The organism is Methanomicrobia archaeon, assembly GCA_011049045.1.
Lineage (GTDB): Archaea > Halobacteriota > Syntropharchaeia > Alkanophagales > Methanospirareceae > JACGMN01.
Genome location: DSCO01000029.1, coordinates 52,673 through 68,399 on the forward strand (window position 1 = coordinate 52,673; position 15,727 = coordinate 68,399).

The 15,727-nt window shown below is 57.1% G+C and carries 16 protein-coding genes and 1 pseudogene; 12 read left to right on the plus strand and 5 right to left on the minus strand.

The window, feature by feature from the left end:
* Positions 1-68 precede the first annotated feature (68 nt).
* The 3 genes from ENN68_03720 to ENN68_03730 form a co-directional block, all read right to left on the minus strand.
* A complete protein-coding gene (locus tag ENN68_03720) occupies positions 69-470 on the minus strand; it encodes a YkgJ family cysteine cluster protein (GenBank protein HDS45194.1) in 402 nt (133 codons plus the stop codon).
* A 62-nt stretch (positions 471-532) separates the two neighbouring features.
* A complete protein-coding gene (locus ENN68_03725) occupies positions 533-1,141 on the minus strand; it encodes an RlmE family RNA methyltransferase (protein ID HDS45195.1) in 609 nt (202 codons plus the stop codon).
* Positions 1,142-1,304: 163 nt separating this feature from the next.
* A complete protein-coding gene (locus tag ENN68_03730; protein HDS45196.1) occupies positions 1,305-2,966 on the minus strand; it encodes a thermosome subunit in 1,662 nt (553 codons plus the stop codon).
* A 163-nt stretch (positions 2,967-3,129) separates the two neighbouring features.
* Between ENN68_03730 and ENN68_03735 the strand changes: the two genes are divergently transcribed.
* The 7 genes from ENN68_03735 to ENN68_03765 all read left to right on the plus strand — a co-directional run bounded on the left by ENN68_03735 (position 3,130) and on the right by ENN68_03765 (position 10,359).
* Entirely contained in the window at positions 3,130-4,548 is a 1,419-nt protein-coding gene (locus ENN68_03735) for an aspartate kinase (protein ID HDS45197.1), read from the plus strand.
* Positions 4,549-4,758: 210 nt separating this feature from the next.
* The gene (locus ENN68_03740; GenBank protein HDS45198.1) at positions 4,759-5,241 is read left to right on the plus strand and encodes a transposase; all 483 of its coding nucleotides are present in this window, start codon (positions 4,759-4,761) and stop codon (positions 5,239-5,241) included.
* A complete protein-coding gene (gene ectA, locus ENN68_03745) occupies positions 5,241-5,774 on the plus strand; it encodes a diaminobutyrate acetyltransferase (protein ID HDS45199.1) in 534 nt (177 codons plus the stop codon). Before ENN68_03740 ends, ectA begins: the two co-directional genes overlap by 1 nt.
* A 5-nt stretch (positions 5,775-5,779) precedes the next feature.
* The gene (ectB, locus tag ENN68_03750; protein HDS45200.1) at positions 5,780-7,096 is read left to right on the plus strand and encodes a diaminobutyrate--2-oxoglutarate transaminase; all 1,317 of its coding nucleotides are present in this window, start codon (positions 5,780-5,782) and stop codon (positions 7,094-7,096) included.
* On the plus strand, positions 7,093-7,491 hold the full coding sequence (locus ENN68_03755; GenBank protein ID HDS45201.1) for an ectoine synthase: 399 nt from the start codon (positions 7,093-7,095) through the stop codon (positions 7,489-7,491). Before ectB ends, ENN68_03755 begins: the two co-directional genes overlap by 4 nt.
* Positions 7,492-7,598: 107 nt before the next feature.
* Positions 7,599-9,542, plus strand: a complete 1,944-nt coding sequence (gene lonB / locus ENN68_03760) for an ATP-dependent protease LonB (protein HDS45202.1) — start codon at positions 7,599-7,601, stop codon at positions 9,540-9,542.
* Positions 9,543-9,585: 43 nt separating this feature from the next.
* Positions 9,586-10,359, plus strand: coding sequence for a DUF92 domain-containing protein (locus ENN68_03765; GenBank protein ID HDS45203.1), 774 nt, complete (start codon positions 9,586-9,588; stop codon positions 10,357-10,359).
* Between the two features lie 328 nt (positions 10,360-10,687).
* On the opposite strand, the gene ENN68_03770 is transcribed toward ENN68_03765, so the two are convergent.
* A complete protein-coding gene (locus ENN68_03770; protein HDS45204.1) occupies positions 10,688-10,909 on the minus strand; it encodes a metal-binding protein in 222 nt (73 codons plus the stop codon).
* 208 nt (positions 10,910-11,117) lie between these two features.
* Here ENN68_03770 and ENN68_03775 point away from each other — a divergent pair.
* Positions 11,118-11,207, plus strand: a pseudogene (locus tag ENN68_03775) (3,4-dihydroxy-2-butanone-4-phosphate synthase).
* Here the strand turns inward: ENN68_03775 and ENN68_03780 are convergent.
* Positions 11,184-11,432 carry a metal-binding protein gene (locus ENN68_03780; GenBank protein HDS45205.1) on the minus strand — a complete coding sequence of 83 codons (249 nt, stop codon included), beginning with the start codon at positions 11,430-11,432 and terminating at the stop codon, positions 11,184-11,186. The pseudogene ENN68_03775 and the gene ENN68_03780 overlap by 24 nt on opposite strands.
* 276 nt (positions 11,433-11,708) lie before the next feature.
* Between ENN68_03780 and ENN68_03785 the strand changes: the two genes are divergently transcribed.
* Genes ENN68_03785 through cyaB form a run of 4 tightly spaced genes read left to right on the plus strand, consistent with a single transcriptional unit; the run spans position 11,709 to position 14,972 of the window.
* The gene (locus tag ENN68_03785; protein ID HDS45206.1) at positions 11,709-12,488 is read left to right on the plus strand and encodes a DUF92 domain-containing protein; all 780 of its coding nucleotides are present in this window, start codon (positions 11,709-11,711) and stop codon (positions 12,486-12,488) included.
* A gap of 9 nt (positions 12,489-12,497) precedes the next feature.
* Positions 12,498-13,784: an amidohydrolase gene (locus ENN68_03790; protein HDS45207.1), complete on the plus strand. Its 1,287-nt coding sequence runs from the start codon at positions 12,498-12,500 to the stop codon at positions 13,782-13,784.
* 44 nt (positions 13,785-13,828) lie between these two features.
* The gene (gene trmY, locus ENN68_03795) at positions 13,829-14,428 is read left to right on the plus strand and encodes a tRNA (pseudouridine(54)-N(1))-methyltransferase TrmY (GenBank protein ID HDS45208.1); all 600 of its coding nucleotides are present in this window, start codon (positions 13,829-13,831) and stop codon (positions 14,426-14,428) included.
* Complete coding sequence (gene cyaB, locus ENN68_03800) at positions 14,415-14,972, plus strand: class IV adenylate cyclase (protein HDS45209.1); 558 nt, start codon at positions 14,415-14,417, stop codon at positions 14,970-14,972. The genes trmY and cyaB overlap by 14 nt, the downstream gene beginning before the upstream one ends.
* The last annotated feature ends 755 nt before the right edge of the window (positions 14,973-15,727 follow it).

Here is a 15,727-nt window from a genome sequence, read left to right on the forward strand (position 1 = left end):
GTACCACTGCAGGTCACGCCAGGGTATAGTTGATAGGACGGGCTGGATCTATAAGTAACCAGAGATGCTCACGTTCTTAATCGTCTGATAAGCTTCTTCAGGTTCGCTATATCCTGCTTCGTAACGTCAAATTCGGCCCGATGAGGGCAGAGGTGATCTCTGACCGCTTGACCGTGCGCTTCATCCCAGATTAACGGGTATATCTGGCAGCCCGCTGGTCTATCGGGATATATCGTACAGCCGCGTTCTGAGAGGAAGATGCATCGTCCTGCTATGTTCCTGAGCTGATATGCACCGTCTGCCAGCGTCATAGCAAAATCGCTGAGCTCATAGCCGAGCTTCACGATCCTGGCGATGTCTGATGCTGAAAGCGGCATGCTCGTCTCGAGGCAGCACTGCATGCAGCGATGGCTCGTGCAGGGAATCCCGCTGCTCAGGGGGTGCGTGGCGCACTCATGGCGGCTTTTCATCGCGTCGTCCTCGCTCTTGCGGGTAACGTGCTTTCGCCGATACCGGGTCTCAAGAGGTTTCGTTACCCCAAATAGCCCTTTCCCACTACATATACCTCTGCACTCCGTTTGCGGGAAGCTTCGGGCGTGTACGCTCTCGTTTGCCTGAACCAGGCCTTTACGCTCGTGTAGAGTTGGGGGTAATACACACTTTGGAAGATCTTCGTGACGAAATTCCCGCCGGGCTTCAATACCGCAGCAGCAACGGTAAGCGCCGCCGCACTCAGCTCAAACGAGCGATACTGATCCAGATCTTTATTCCCGGTTAGCTGCGGCGCGGCGTCCGAAATGACGACGTCTGCTGCATCCCTGCCCAGCTCTCGAAGCGCGGCTTTAATTGCCGTACCTGTGTCTTCTCGCGTTATGTCGCCTCGGAGCACAACGATGCCTTCTATCGGCGCAACGGACTGCAGATCCACACTGATCACCACACCGGTCTCGCCCACCAATGCGCGTGCCACCTGCGACCACCCACCTGGTGCAGCACCCAGATCAATGACCGCATCGCCTTCCTTGATGACCCGAAATTTCCGGCTGAGCTGGAGCAGTTTGAAGGCGGATCGTGAGCGATAGCCCTCAGCCTTCGCGGCTTTATAAAACCGGTCATGCTCCAGGTCTGCTCGCTTGACCATTGTGCTTGTTCACGGGTAGAGAGATGCCGTGAGCGCAAATATAGCGCTTTCGCTCCCGGCAGGCAGGTAACGAAAAGAGTAAAGAAGCTCAGGGGTTCAGCTCACGAGCCCCTGAGTGACGTTTCCGGTATCTACCTCGTTGCGTACTCAGACGTTTGCTCACTCAGTACATGGGCATGCCACCGGGCATGCCGCCGGGTGGCATACCGCCGCCTGCGCCTGGTGGTGGCATGGGCGCCTCGCGCCTCGAGGCAATCACGTCATCGATCTTGAGAATCATGATCGCCGCGTCGGCCGCCGATTCGACCGACTGCCGCTTGGTACGCAAGGGCTCGATCACGTTGTTCTTCCACATGTTGATAATCTTGCCCGTGTAGACGTCCAGACCCGCATAGATCTCGCCTCGCTCGTGCGCGGCCTTCAACGCCACCAACTTGTCGATCGGATCGAGTCCTGAATTCTCCGCCAGGGTGCGTGGTATGATCTCCATCGCTTCTGCGAACTTCTCCACCGCTAACTGCTCCCGGCCCTTCAGTGACGCGCTGTACTCCCGGATCTTCAGTGCCAGCTCGGTCTCGACCGCGCCACCACCGGCAACCGCCTGGCCGTCCTCGATAATGCTCCCGACGACCCGAAGCGTATCGTGCAACGAGCGCTCCACTTCATCGACCACATGCTCGGTGCCGCCGCGGATCACGATGGAGACCGCATGCGGATTCTTGTACTGCTCGATGAAGAGCATCCTGTCGCCCGAGATCTTCCGCTCCTCGACCATGCCCGCGTGGCCCAGATCGTTCTTCGTCAGATCCTCGACCGTGCTCACGATCGTGCCTCCGGTCGCCTTCTCCAGCTTCTCCATATCGCTCTTCTTCGCGCGCCGCACGGCGATAATGCCCTCCTTCGCCAGATAGTGCTGCACAAGGTCATCTATACCCTTCTGACAGACCACCACGTTCGCACCACTCGCCTTAATGAGATCCGCGAGCCGCCTCATCATCCGCTCCTCTTCTGCGAGGAAGCTCTTCAACTGATCTGCGCTTCGAATCCGCACCTCTGCGCTCGTCTCGGTCTTCTTCACCTCGAGCGAGGCGCTGATCAGCGCGATCTTCGCGTTCTTCAGCTTCCGCGGCATGCCCGGATGCACGATCTCCTTGTCCAGTGCAATGCCCTGCACCAGCTCGGTCTCGCTCATCCTGCCGCCGACCTTCTTCTCCACGTTGATATTGTCCACATCAACCACGTACTTGCCCGCGGAGGTCTTCTCTGCTATCGCTTTTATCGCCTTGATCGCGATATCGGCCAGGAACTCCCGCGATGCTTCTGCTGATTTGCCCGTAATGGCGGTCTGGGCCAGTTTCCGCAGCTCCTTATCGTCTTCTATGTCTATATCTCGTGCGATCTCTTTGAGCACCTTTCGCGCCTGCTCCACGGCGAGTCGGTAGCCCAGCGCGATCACTGCGGGATGCAAGTCCTGATCCAGGAGATCTTCAGCCTTCTTCAGTAACTCGCCGCCAAGCACCACTGAGGTCGTCGTCCCATCACCCGCGACGTCATCGACCGTCTTCGCGACCTCCACCATCATCTTCGCCGCCGGGCTCTCGATATCCATCTCTTTTAGGATCGTCACACCGTCGTTTGTGATAACCACGTCACCAAGGGAGTCGACCAGCATTTTATCCATCCCCTTGGGCCCCAACGTGGTACGAACCGCAGCAGCAACAGCCTTCGCCGCATTGATGTTCGTGCTCTGCGCATCTCTGCCTCGTGCCCGCTCACTCCCTTCCTTCAAAACTATCACCGGGATTCCACCTAATTGTCCTGCCATTTTTATATGCCTACCTCTCCATTCATTCGTTGGAAAAGAATCGTTTACCAACTATTACGTAAAACAGTAAATGCCCAATTATTATAAATATTTACGATGCTGAACGCTAGTAGAACGGGCGCGAAAGCACGGCCGTGGGAATAGAGAAGGAGTGAGATAGACGATGCGCGTGGTCATGAAATTTGGCGGAAAAGCGGTTGCTGATGGTAAGAGAATACGTACAGTCGCGGAATTGATCAAGTACTTCAAGGAGACGAATGAAGGCACGCAGGTAGAAGGAGTGGAGATCGTTGCGGTGACCTCTGCACTCTCGGGCGTGACGGATATGCTCCTGGACCATGTCCAGCGGATAGCTGCGGAAGGGGATATGGATCGGGTCAAGGAGTTCGTGGACGCGCTACGACTGAAGCACGAGCTGGCCGCCGCTGACGCGATCGCGAGTGAATCAGAGCGGGAAACGGTAAAGATTGAGCTCCGAGAACGATTAGCGGAGCTGGAGAAGGCGCTCAGCGGGATATGCCTGCTGGGTGAATTGACGCCACGATCCCTGGATTTCATTGGCTCCTTTGGCGAACGGTTGGCCGCGCCGATATTAGCCGGCACGCTCCGCTCTCTGGGCTTACATGCCGTCCACCTGACCGGCGGCGAAGCGGGCGTCCTCACGAACGATGACTTTGGAAACGCGCAGTTACTCGAGAATGCCCGGGATGAGATACGGCAGCGGATAACCCCGCTTCTGAAAATTGCGGTACCGGTGGTGGCTGGTTTCATGGGCGAGAACCAGCGCGGGATCGTCACCACGCTCGGCCGTGGCGGCTCGGACTACACGGCAACGATAATTGGCGCGGCGATCGATGCGGACGAGATCTGGCTCTGGAAGGAGACGGAGGGTATCATGAGTGCGGATCCCAAGATCATTGCGCATGCGCGCAAATTGCCGTACATTTCGTATCACGAGGCGATGGAGTTATCGTATTTTGGCGCTTCGGTACTTCATCCGCGGGCGATCGAGCCGGTGATGGCGAAGAAGATACCCATCCGGGTGAAGAACCTCTTCAAGCCGGAAGACGCGGGCACCCTCATCAGCAACGCGGCTGAGCCGACGCAGAAGGTCGCGAAGGCCATCACGCTCATCGAGAATACCGCGATCATCAATGTAACGGGCACCGGCGTGCGGAGCATCTCGGACATGGTCGCGCGCGTATTCTCAGCGCTGGCCGCAAAGAACATCGATATCATCATGATCAGCCAGGGCTCCTCTGAGATGACCATCTCGCTCGTTATCAGCACCGCGCAGCTCGATCGCGCCATGGGCGCGATATGCGGCATCAATGCTGAAGGCACGGTCATTCGCAATTACACGGTGAACAGCAACGTCAGTACGATGGGCGTGGTCGGGGCGGGTATGGTCGGCATCCCGGGCGTTGCCGGTAAGGTCTTCGCTGCACTGGGGAGCGAAGGAATCAGCGTGATCATGATCTCCCAGGGCAGTTCTGAGTTCAATATCTCCTTCGTGGTGAAGAAGGACGAGGCACACCGGGCCGCACAGGCGATACACGACATCTTTGAGATGGGTGCGTAATACGTTACGTACGTTCGTTCGGTAAGCACGCGCTCGCGTTCCCTTGTGCTTCCACCGGAAGCAGTACGGAGCACCTTCAGGTCAAAATGAGTCCCCAGGCCATGGCAATGGCACTCAGTGAGCGCTGCACGGTAGTGTCGGGATGGTGGTGCGGTGACGGGCAAGAATGGAACAAAACTTTTAATACAGACCAGTCCCCTCTATTAAATCATGCCTAAACCAGAGCAGATCCCCATCCAGCGATCACTCAGTTACGGGGAATTATCGAGACGCATGAGGGAATTAGAACGTGAAACGAAGCTCCTGGAACGACTGCGCTTCATCAGGTATCGGTACGATGGGCTGAGCGTGGATCAGGCTGCACGGCGTGTGGGCGTGGCGAGATGTGTGGGCTATGACTGGCAGCGGCGCTGGAACGAGTCGGGATATGACGGGCTCTTCCCCCGCTATGCAGGTGGCAGACCATCGAAGCTGACGCCCGAGCAGCAAGAGCAGCTCAAATCGCTGGTCGCTCAGAAAGAGCTCTGGACGACCCGAGAGGTACGAGAGCTTATACTCCGGGAGTTTGGCGTGGACTACACGCTGAAGCAGATACGCCTCATGTTGCGGGCATTAGGGACACACTACGGCAGACCGCAGGCCTCTGCGAGTTCCCGAACGGGAGGGTACGGCCAATGGCAGCCAGTACCGTAATGGAAGAGGATTCAGGCTCGCCCGAGCCACATTTACCTATCGTTCGTGCACCCTGTGTGAACGATGGCGCGAAGATCCACGCACTGGTCAGTAATTCAGCACCGCTGGACGTGAATTCGCGCTACTGCTATCTCTTATTGTGCCGGTATTTTGACCGGACCTGCGTGGTCGCCGAGGAGCAGGGTGAGATCATTGGGTTCATATCCGGATTCCGTCCACCACACCGTGCTGACGTCTTTTTTGTCTGGCAGGTTGCGGTCGATAGTCAGAACCGGCGACGCGGGCTCGGTAAACGGATGTTACACGAGCTCTTGCACCGCCCCGAAAGCAGGGGCATTCGATTCCTGGAGACGACGGTCACTCGGTCAAATGAGGCTTCACGACTGCTCTTTCAGGCACTCGCACGGGCTCTCGATGCGCCGTGCGAGGAATCGGTCTGCTTCTCGGAGGCGGACTTCGGACCGGAAGCGCATGAACCGGAATATCTGGTGCGCATCGGTCCCTTTAGCATCGAAAAAAAGGAGGTAAAATAGAGAATATGCACAATGATAGCAGCACGATTGAACGTCTTGAATCTAAGGTTCGCAGCTACTGCCGTGACTTCCCCGTGGTCTTCAACCGAGCGCGCGGATCGATCCTGGAGGACGAGGACGGGAACGAGTACATCGACTTCCTCGCCGGCGCGGGATCGCTCAATTACGGGCATAACAACCAGGTTCTGAAGAATGAGCTCCTGCGCTATATGGTTGCGGACGGTATTGTACACGGTCTCGATCTGTACACGAAGGCGAAACGGCGCTTCATAGAGACATTTGAGGCGCTGATCATGCGCCCGCGGCAGATGCGTTACAAACTGCAGTTTACCGGACCGACGGGCACCAACGCTGTAGAAGCAGCCCTGAAGATCGCGCGTAAGGTGACCGGGCGGCAAACCATCGTTTCGTTCACCAATGGTTTCCATGGCGTGACCCTGGGCTCTGTCGCCGCGACGGGCAACAGCCATTTCCGCGATGGCTGCGGGATACAGCCACAGGGCACCGCGTTCATGCCCTATGACGGGTATATGGGTGAGGGCGTGGACACGACCGAATATATCGAGAAGATGCTGACTGATATGAGCAGCGGGTTGGATCTTCCCGCCGCGATGATCGTCGAGACGGTGCAGGGTGAAGGCGGGATCAACGTGGCCCGTTTTGAGTGGTTACGGGCCCTGGAGCGGGTCTGCCGCGATCATGATATCCTGCTGATCGTCGATGACATCCAAGTCGGTTGCGGACGCACGGGCACCTTCTTCAGCTTTGAAGAGGCGGGCATTTCACCGGATATCATTACGCTCTCAAAGTCCCTGAGCGGCTATGGTCTGCCCTTCTCCCTGGTGCTCTTGAAGCCTGAACTGGATCAGTGGAAGCCGGGTGAGCACAACGGCACCTTCCGCGGCAACAATCTCGCCTTTGTCACCGCCACGGCCGCACTGGAGCACTACTGGCGGGACGAGACCTTCGCTCAGGACGTGAAACGTAAAGGCAGGATCATCAGAGCGTGTCTGGATCGGCTGGTTCAGGAAGATCCGGACGGTATTCTGTCGGCGCGTGGTCGCGGCATGGTGCAGGCCCTGGATTGTGGAAGCGGCGAACTGGCCTCTGCGATCACCGCACGCGCATTTGAGAAGGGTTTGATCATCGAGACCTCGGGCTCAGAAGGGCACGTGATCAAATGTCTCATGCCGCTGACCATTGCCGATGAGCATTTGAAGCAGGGCTTGCAGATGCTCGATGCGAGCGTATGCGCGGTGATGGGACTCACCGCCCGCAGAGCCACGAGCGAGCAGGAGATCGCGATAGGAGCGCTAACATGATCCTGAGGACCTTGGAGGATGCGGCACGAAGCGAGCGGCGCGTGGCAACCGCGAATTGGGAGAGCGTCCGGTTGTTGTTGCGGGATGACCACATGGGCTTCTCCTTCCACATCACCACCATCTATGCCGGCACCGAGACGCCCATCTGGTATCAGAACCACCTGGAATCGGTGTATTGCATCGAGGGCGAAGGCGAGTTGGAAACGGTTGAGGACAGGAGGATCTATCCCATCAAGCCGGGCACGATGTACGTCCTTGACCAGCATGATAGGCACATCTTGCGAGCGAAGACGCCGCTGAAGCTGGCCTGCGTCTTCAACCCGCCGCTGCACGGCACAGAGGTCCACGACGAGAACGGCGTGTACCCGCTGCTAGCAGAGCAGATCGCTGACTGAACTCAACCCGGTTAGCATGGAAAGCGCGCGAAGCGGGGAAGGGTTATTTATCTTAGCACGCCCAACCTCTTACCAGAAAGGGAGAGTTATCAAGCGGTCATCATAGCATGAGTACCTTAAAAAAAGAACCAGCTGAGGAGAGCGGTATGGACGGCGACCTGCTGGCCGGCGTCGAGTTCAAGACGACGGAAGATATAGAAGTGCCGAAGTTGCTCATTGATCAGGTCATCGGTCAGGAGCACGGCGTGGAAGTGATCAAGAAGGCCGCGCAGCAGCGCCGGCACGTGATGCTCATCGGCACGCCGGGCACGGGCAAGTCGATGCTCGCGAGCAGCATGGCAGAGCTGCTGCCCAAGGAAGAGCTTCAGGATATCCTTACCTATCCTAATGCTGATGATAAGAACAATCCCAAGATCAGGGTCGTGCCTCGCGGTAAAGGGAAGGAGATCGTGGATGCGCAGCGACATGAAGTGCGGAAACGCATTCAGATACGCAATGCCTTCTTCATGTTCACCTTCTTCCTGATCATGGCGATGGGTTTGGTCTATTCGCTCCAGACGGGTAAATTCGAGTATATCTTCTGGTCGATCATCGCTGCCGCGGTCGTCATGCTGGTTTTCAGGTGGATGATGCCAAAGGAAGAGGCAATGATGCCCAAGTTGCTGGTCAGCAATGAGGGGCGGGAGAACGCGCCGTTTATCGATGCGACCGGCGCGCATTCGGGCGCACTGCTGGGCGATGTGCGGCATGACCCGTACCAGTCCGGCGGATTGGAGACGCCCGCGCACGATCGTGTCGAGGCTGGCTCGATCCACAAGGCGCATAAGGGCGTGCTCTTCATTGATGAGATCAACACGCTGCGAATCGAGGCGCAACAGAACCTGCTCACCGCGATGCAGGAGAAGGAATACCCGATTACCGGGCAATCAGAGCGGAGCGCTGGTGCGATGGTGAAGACCGATCCGGTGCCCTGTGACTTCGTGATGGTCGCTGCGGGCAATCTCGACGCCATGGCCGGCATGCACCCTGCGCTTCGGTCGCGAGTCAAAGGCTACGGCTATGAGATTTACATGAAGGATTCGATGGACGACACGCCGGCGAACCGGCATAAAATCATCAGGTTCGTAGCTCAGGAGGTGCGGAAGGATATGAAAATCCCGCACTTCGATCGGAGCGGTGTGGAGGAGATCGTGCACGAGGCGCGGCGACGCTCGGGCCGGAAAGGGCATCTCACCCTCATCTTACGCGACCTGGGCGGTTTAGTGCGCGTCGCCGGTGACATCGCGCGTGCTGAGGGTGCGACCTCCACAACCGGTGAGCACGTCATCCAGGCGAAGGCGATGGCGAGATCCGTGGAGCAGCAGGTGGCCGATGAGTACCTTGAGCACAAGAAGGACTACAAGCTGTTCAAAACCGAAGGGTTCGAGATCGGCCGGGTGAACGGGCTTGCGGTCGTCGGTGATTCCGGCGTGATGCTGCCGATAATCGCTGAAGTGACACATGCGCAATCGCGCGAGGAAGGCCGGGTGATCGCCACCGGGCGGCTGCAGGAGATCGCTCAGGAGGCCGTACAGAACGTTTCCGCCGTGATCAAGAAATTCACCGGGAAGGATATCTCCAGCAAGGATATCCATATCCAGTTCGTGGGCACGCACGAGGGTGTCGAGGGCGATTCCGCCAGTATATCCGTTGCTACTGCGGTTATCTCATCACTCGAGAATATTCCGGTGGATCAGAGCGTAGCGATGACCGGCTCGCTCTCGGTACGTGGCGATGTGCTGCCCGTAGGTGGGATCACGCCGAAGATCGAGGCAGCCGCGCAGGCCGGCGTGAAAGAGGTGCTCATCCCGCAGTCGAACCTCAATGACGTGCTCATCGAGGAGCGGTACAAGAATAAGATCAAGATCATCCCGGTGGTAACGATCGAGAACGTGCTCGAGCATGCGCTCGTGGGCAAGATGAAGAAGAAGTTCATCGAGAAGATCAAGAGCTTCAACGTGATAGAGAAGATCATTCCTGAGGGCGTAGTTGATAAGCAAATAGCCCAATAGTGCCAAGCCAAGGTTTATTTCCGGTGAAGTTCACGCTCACGTAATGGCAGTTAGTACGCAGCTGGTGTTATCATTGATCACGGTGTCCGTAGCGTTCCTGCTCGTCTTTTTCGTTTACCAGAAGCGAAAAATAAGCACCTCGGCTCTGGTTGGCACGCTGGGCATGGGCGTGCTCATTTTGCTGCTGCTCGGGCTTGATTACGGCTATATCGGTCTGCTCACGCTGCTCGCGTTCTTCATCCTCGGGAACCTCGTGACGTGCTACAAATACGATAAGAAATTCGCGCTCGGCATCGCCGAAGCACACCAGGGCATGCGGGACATTCATAACGTGGTGGGTAACGGTTTATCGCCACTGATCTTTGCGGTGCTCTTCGCGATCTCCAGCGCGCATCTGGAGATGCTCTTTCTGCTCGGCTTCTCGGGCGCCGTAGCGACCGCAACAGCAGACACCTTCTCCACCGAGGTCGGGCAAGGACACGGAACACCGAGATTGATAACGACTCTGAAGCACGTGCCCGCGGGCACGAATGGCGGCGTGAGTCTCACGGGCTTTGGGGCTGCCGCGCTCGGCTCGGCCCTGATCGCGCTTGTCTCACTCCTGTTTCTCGGCGCGCGAGCCGTCACGTATATCGGCACGATTTTTTTCATCGTGTGCTTCGTTGCGGGGATTTTAGGCGGCCTGATCGACAGTATACTCTCCGCTACGGTCGAGGATCGGGAGCCGATCCGCTTGAACAAGCACCACGTAAACATTTTGGCCACGCTCTCTGGCGGGCTGATCGCGATGCTGCTGGGTGCTTCATTCGGCCTGTAACGTAACGGTAAGCACTCTGTCCGGGAAATTCAGATCCCGGTCGCAGACGCGTGAGGCTGCTGAGCGCGATTCCGCCAGTATCACCGGCGCTTCGTTGCGGCTATCGTAGTCGCGGAATTCGAAGCGCTTGCGCAAGGAGATTCGGGAAGCTCTTCGAGCAAATACATACTTTAGATGGAGCCATTCATTCATATTATATAATACCGTGCGTGGCCGGGCAAACGAAAGGCTTAATATGTGCAATACTGCCCACGATACCTTCACAAGCATCACGGATCGCGACTGTGCGTCGCTGATCAGTAGTGAGGTAGGCGAGGCAGTGGCACGCTTATTTGTAGACCACGTAGTGTTGCTTCGTGGCCAGGGACGCGAGTTCCGTGCCGAGCACGAAGATGGCATGCTTATGCTCGTCCTTGCTGCGGTGTACCTGGAAGGGCGAGATATTGAGCTCACGGTACTTTGAAAAATCACAATCCAAGCCACGCTGCTCACAGGACTTCTTCACCTGAGCCAATAGCATATGGAGATGTAACAGCTCTTCTTTCTTCATACAGCGTTGTTTGCCATATTGTATTAGATAAATGTAGCAGTTCCTATGGTAAGAACTGAGAACCGAAACAATGACGGCGACCTCCTTGGCTTAGAGGTAGATTAGCTGATTCATTTCAGCGGGTCGAGGGTCCAGAACCCACAAGCTGCTCGTGAGATATTCTACAGCATCTTCTTCTTTACTGCAGCCCGGGCTGTTAATGCACCGGTCTTCGTTCTCGCGCTGGGTGAATCATCGTGACACCTTCACGGGCAGCATGGATCGCGACCGTGCGTTACTGATCGTGAAGAAAGGCGAGACAGTGGCACGGAACCGGGCAATTGTGCTTCGCCGTCATGGACACGAGTGCCGTGAGGAGCACGAAAACAGCCTGCTTGTGCTCGTCCTTGCTGCGGTGAACCTGGAAAGGCGAGATATTAAGCTCCCGATACGTGGAAAATTCGCAATCCAAGCCATGCTGTTCACAAAATTTCTTCACCTGAGCCATTAGCACATGAAGCTGTATCACTTCCTCTTTCTTCATATGAAGAACTTGTACGTCGTAGTATATAATTGTTCATAAAAGCACATGAAATGACTCTGCTGGTGCTTAAAGGTGGGAGATACTCACCTTCGAGCCACGATACGGCCCCAGCTCAAACGCGCCTGCAGTCAGGCCGAAATCGTTACTGTCTTTTTCGATGCTTGCTACGTCGCCGCCGGAGACAGAAACGGTCTCGGGCGACGCGCCAGCGGTGTGCCGCGCGGTAGCATACTAGCGCCGGGTTTTATTTCCTGCAAAGATCACACTCATGATGAGATGGCAGTCAGTACGCAGCTTGTGTTATCGGCGATTACGGTGTCCGTAGCGTTCTTGCTCGTTTTTTTCATTTACCGAAAGCGGAAAATAAGCACCTCGGCGCTGGCTGGCACGCTGGGCATGGGCGTGCTCATTCTGCTGCTGCTCGGGCTCGATTACGGCTACATCGGTCTGCTCACGCTGCTCGTGTTCTTCCTCTCCGGGAACCTCGTGACGCGCTACAAGTACAGCAAGAAATTCGAGCTCGGGGTTGCCGAAGCTCACCGGGGCATGCGGGACATACAGAACGTGCTGGGCAACGGCTTATCGCCGCTGATCTTTGCGGTGCTCTTCGCGATCTCCAGCGAGCAGCTGGAGACGCTCTTTCTGCTCGGCTTCTCCGGCTCAGTTGCGACGGCAACCGCAGACACCTTCTCCACCGAAATCGGGCAGGCAGACGGTACACCGAGATTGATAACGACGCTGAAGCACGTGCCGGTGGGCACGAATGGTGGCGTGAGTCTCCCGGGCTTTGGCGCTGCCGCGCTTGGTGCGGGTCTGATCGCGCTTGTCTCGCTCCTGTTCCTCGGCACGCGCGCCATAACGATCTTCGGCGCGATCTTCTTCATCATTTGCCTCGTTGCGGGATTTTCCGGCTGCCTGATCGACAGTTTTCTCGGCGCTACGGTCGAGAATCGGGATCTGCTCAGATTGAACAAGCATCACGTGAACATTCTGGCCACGCTCTCCGGCGGGCTGATCGCGATGCTGCTGGGCGCTTATATGAGTGTGCACCTGTAAGGGATAAGCATGTCAATCCTGATAGAGCGTGTCCTGGTGGACGGCAAGGAGCGTGATATTTACATTGACGGTAACGCGATAGCCGCGATCACCGAGGCGGGACGTGGACGAGCGACGGCGGGAGGGGGCGCGGACGTGCTGATTGATGGTCGCCATAAAGCCGCGATCCCGGGCCTCTTCAACGGGCATACGCACGCGGCAATGACCCTGCTCCGGGGCTATGCGGACGATATGCCCTTGCAGTCGTGGCTAACGACGGAGATCTGGCCGCTGGAGGCGAAGATGACGGAGGATGACGTGTACTGGGGCACGAAGCTCGCCTGTCTGGAGATGATCAAATCGGGCACCACCTTCTTCAACGATATGTATTGGTACTGGGCGGGCAGTGCCCGTGCGGTCGCGGAAAGCGGCATGCGGGGGATGCTTTCGGCCGTCTTTATCGACGGCTTTGACGAGGCGAAGGCACGGGAGCAGATCGAGCGCAACGAAGCGCTGTATCACGATTGGACGCGCCGCTCAGATCGCGTCATGTTCGCGCTGGGCCCGCACGCGCTCTACACGGTTTCGGAGGAGAGCCTCTGCTGGGTGCGCGATTTCTCCGAGCAGCATGATGTTCTTGTTCATATCCATCTATCAGAGACCGAGGCCGAGGTGGAAGAGTGTCAGGAGCGGTATGGCATGCGCCCCGTGGAATTCCTCAATAAGATCGGGTTCCTGAGCCCGCGAACTATAGCCTGCCATTGCGTCCATATCAGTAACAAGGAAATGGCGCTCATGAAGCAGCATGATGTGAAACTGGTGCACAACCCGGTCTCGAACATGAAGCTGGCATCAGGTACACTGCGCTTCGCCGCGCTGAAGGCGGCGGGCCTATACGGGAATATCGCACTGGGAACTGATGGCTGCGCCTCCAATAATAATCTGGATCTGTTCGAGGAGATGAAGGTCACCGCACTGGAGCAAAAGGCGTTCTCCGGCGATCCAACGCTCATGTCCGCAGAGGAAGCCTTCGGGCTCGTCACACGAAACGCCGCAAACGTGTTCAGAGTGAATGCGGGCGCGATCGCGGTGGGCAAGCTGGCAGATATAGCCCTGCTCGATTTACGAAAGGTCGCCCTTGTGCCGAACCACCATTTGATCTCGAACATCGTGTACGCTGCGCATGGCTGCTGTGTGGACACGCTGATCTGCGATGGCCGGGTGTTAATGGAAGGGCGGACCGTGGCGGGCGAAGCGGAGATCGTGGAGCGTGCACAGGCGGTTGCTCGTGATCTCGTCGATCGTGCCCGTGACTGATCTCATTTGGGGGTTCCGCAGGTTGTACGTACAGCAAAACGGCGATGAGACAATTCGTACTGTATGCCAGCAGGGCAGTAACGAGCCCTGAGTTCTCACTGGATGATCTCCCGGGCAGCGGCGGCCGCATGGACCTCGTGGCGCGCTGTGTCGGGAATGCGCTCTGGCTCAGCCACGCGTTGCGCCGTGATACCTGCATTCATGTGGTCGCCTGCGGTGAGCCACATCCCCCGGTCGTGCTCACCTTTGCTGGTGAGCGGCTGCGCGGGGTCTCGCCCGATGAGCGGAATATCGCGGCATGGATACGGAAGACGCTAGCGGGCACGCGACGAAATCCGGGGATACGGGTGCGTACTATCGGCTTTCAGGAATTGATCGAGGAGCTTGCAGGTGACGGAACGTTCTTTTACGTAGTGCATGAGAACGGAACCGAGCTGGGCACCCGAGCGCTACGCGAGCATGCTGCATTCGTCCTCGGCGATCACGTTGGCCTGCCCCCGATCGAGGAGGCGTTCGTGGAGCGCTTCGAGCACGAGAAGATCTCGCTCGGCCCGATCTCGTATCTTGCCTCGCACTGTGTCACCATACTGCACTACGAACTGGATAAGCGTGAACCTGGTTGGAGGAGAAATGAGCGCGGATAAGGGCGGAGGACAGCTGGGTGTGGAGATAGAGGTAAAGGCCTATGCTGCTGATCTCTGCGCGCTAGAAACGCGCCTGCAGCAGCTGGGCGCGGTCTTTACCGGTGCGGTGCACCAAACGGATAGGTACTTCAATCATCCGCAGCGCGATTTCGCGCAGACCGATGAAGCACTTCGCATACGGATCGCCGATGACCGCGTATTCATGACCTACAAAGGCCGGAAGATGGATAGGGTGAGCAAGACGCGGGAAGAGATCGAAGTTGCTATTGGCGATGCGGCAGCGGCCACGCGGTTACTCGAGCGTTTTGGGTTCACGCCGGTAGAGGCGGTCCGGAAGCTCAGGCGTGAATACCGGCTCGGTGAATTTACCGTCTGTCTGGACGATGTTGCAGGTCTGGGCACGTTCGTGGAAGTGGAGCGCCGGGGAGCAGCGGACGTCGAGAAGGCGCGCGATGGTGCACTTGCGTTACTGGAGCAGCTCAACCTGCACAGGACCGAGCGGCGGTCGTATCTGGAATTGCTGCTCGAGTCGGGGAGCGAATAAAACGTCTGTCGGGCGAGTCGTGAAGCCCGAGTATTGGCCTGCTTGCGCCGTCTATAGCGCCCATAAGGACTCGGTCAGTGGCTCACGACGAGCATGAGTGGCTCGCGAGTATTTATATAGGTTCACTCCACTACTTTATGGATCTAGGAGGTGTAAGGTCGATGAAACGGAAAGCAGAAATGTTCAGCGAAGATGAAGAAGAGCTGCTGCGTATCCTGAAGAAGGGGCAGCGGCAGAAAAAGCGCATGGACTTTGAGGATTGCTGGCTTGGCGTAGACGAAGAGGCATTCATATAACCAGAACGAAAGCCTAACGCTTCCCAGGAACAGCCGAAGTTGGGGGGAGATGAACACGGCGTGTTTGTTCTTCCCTTTTTATTGCCCCCCACCACCCAACGTCATTTCTCGAATTATCTGATCGTTTATGTGCTTGGTGCATCACTCAAGCCGGTGGCACTGGGTAGTTCGTCGGTATGGCGTAAGCACTGCGGTTTCGATCCGCTCTTTCTCACCTGGCGCCGTCGACTTCCCTTCCGATGCTTTCTTTTATGTTCATACCAGCTGCACGTTTAGCAGGTTTCGGTATAGGATTCAGAGCGTCCACGAGCCGCGCGCCGAATTGAAATTGAAAGCGGGTCTGTCAACAAATTGGGGGTTGAGGTAACCGTCCGAATTTCACCGTCCAGTACGCCATTTTCTGTGCGAGATAGGAGAGTACGCCGCGATTCGTCCTGTAACGCTTCTTCGTGCTCTCCG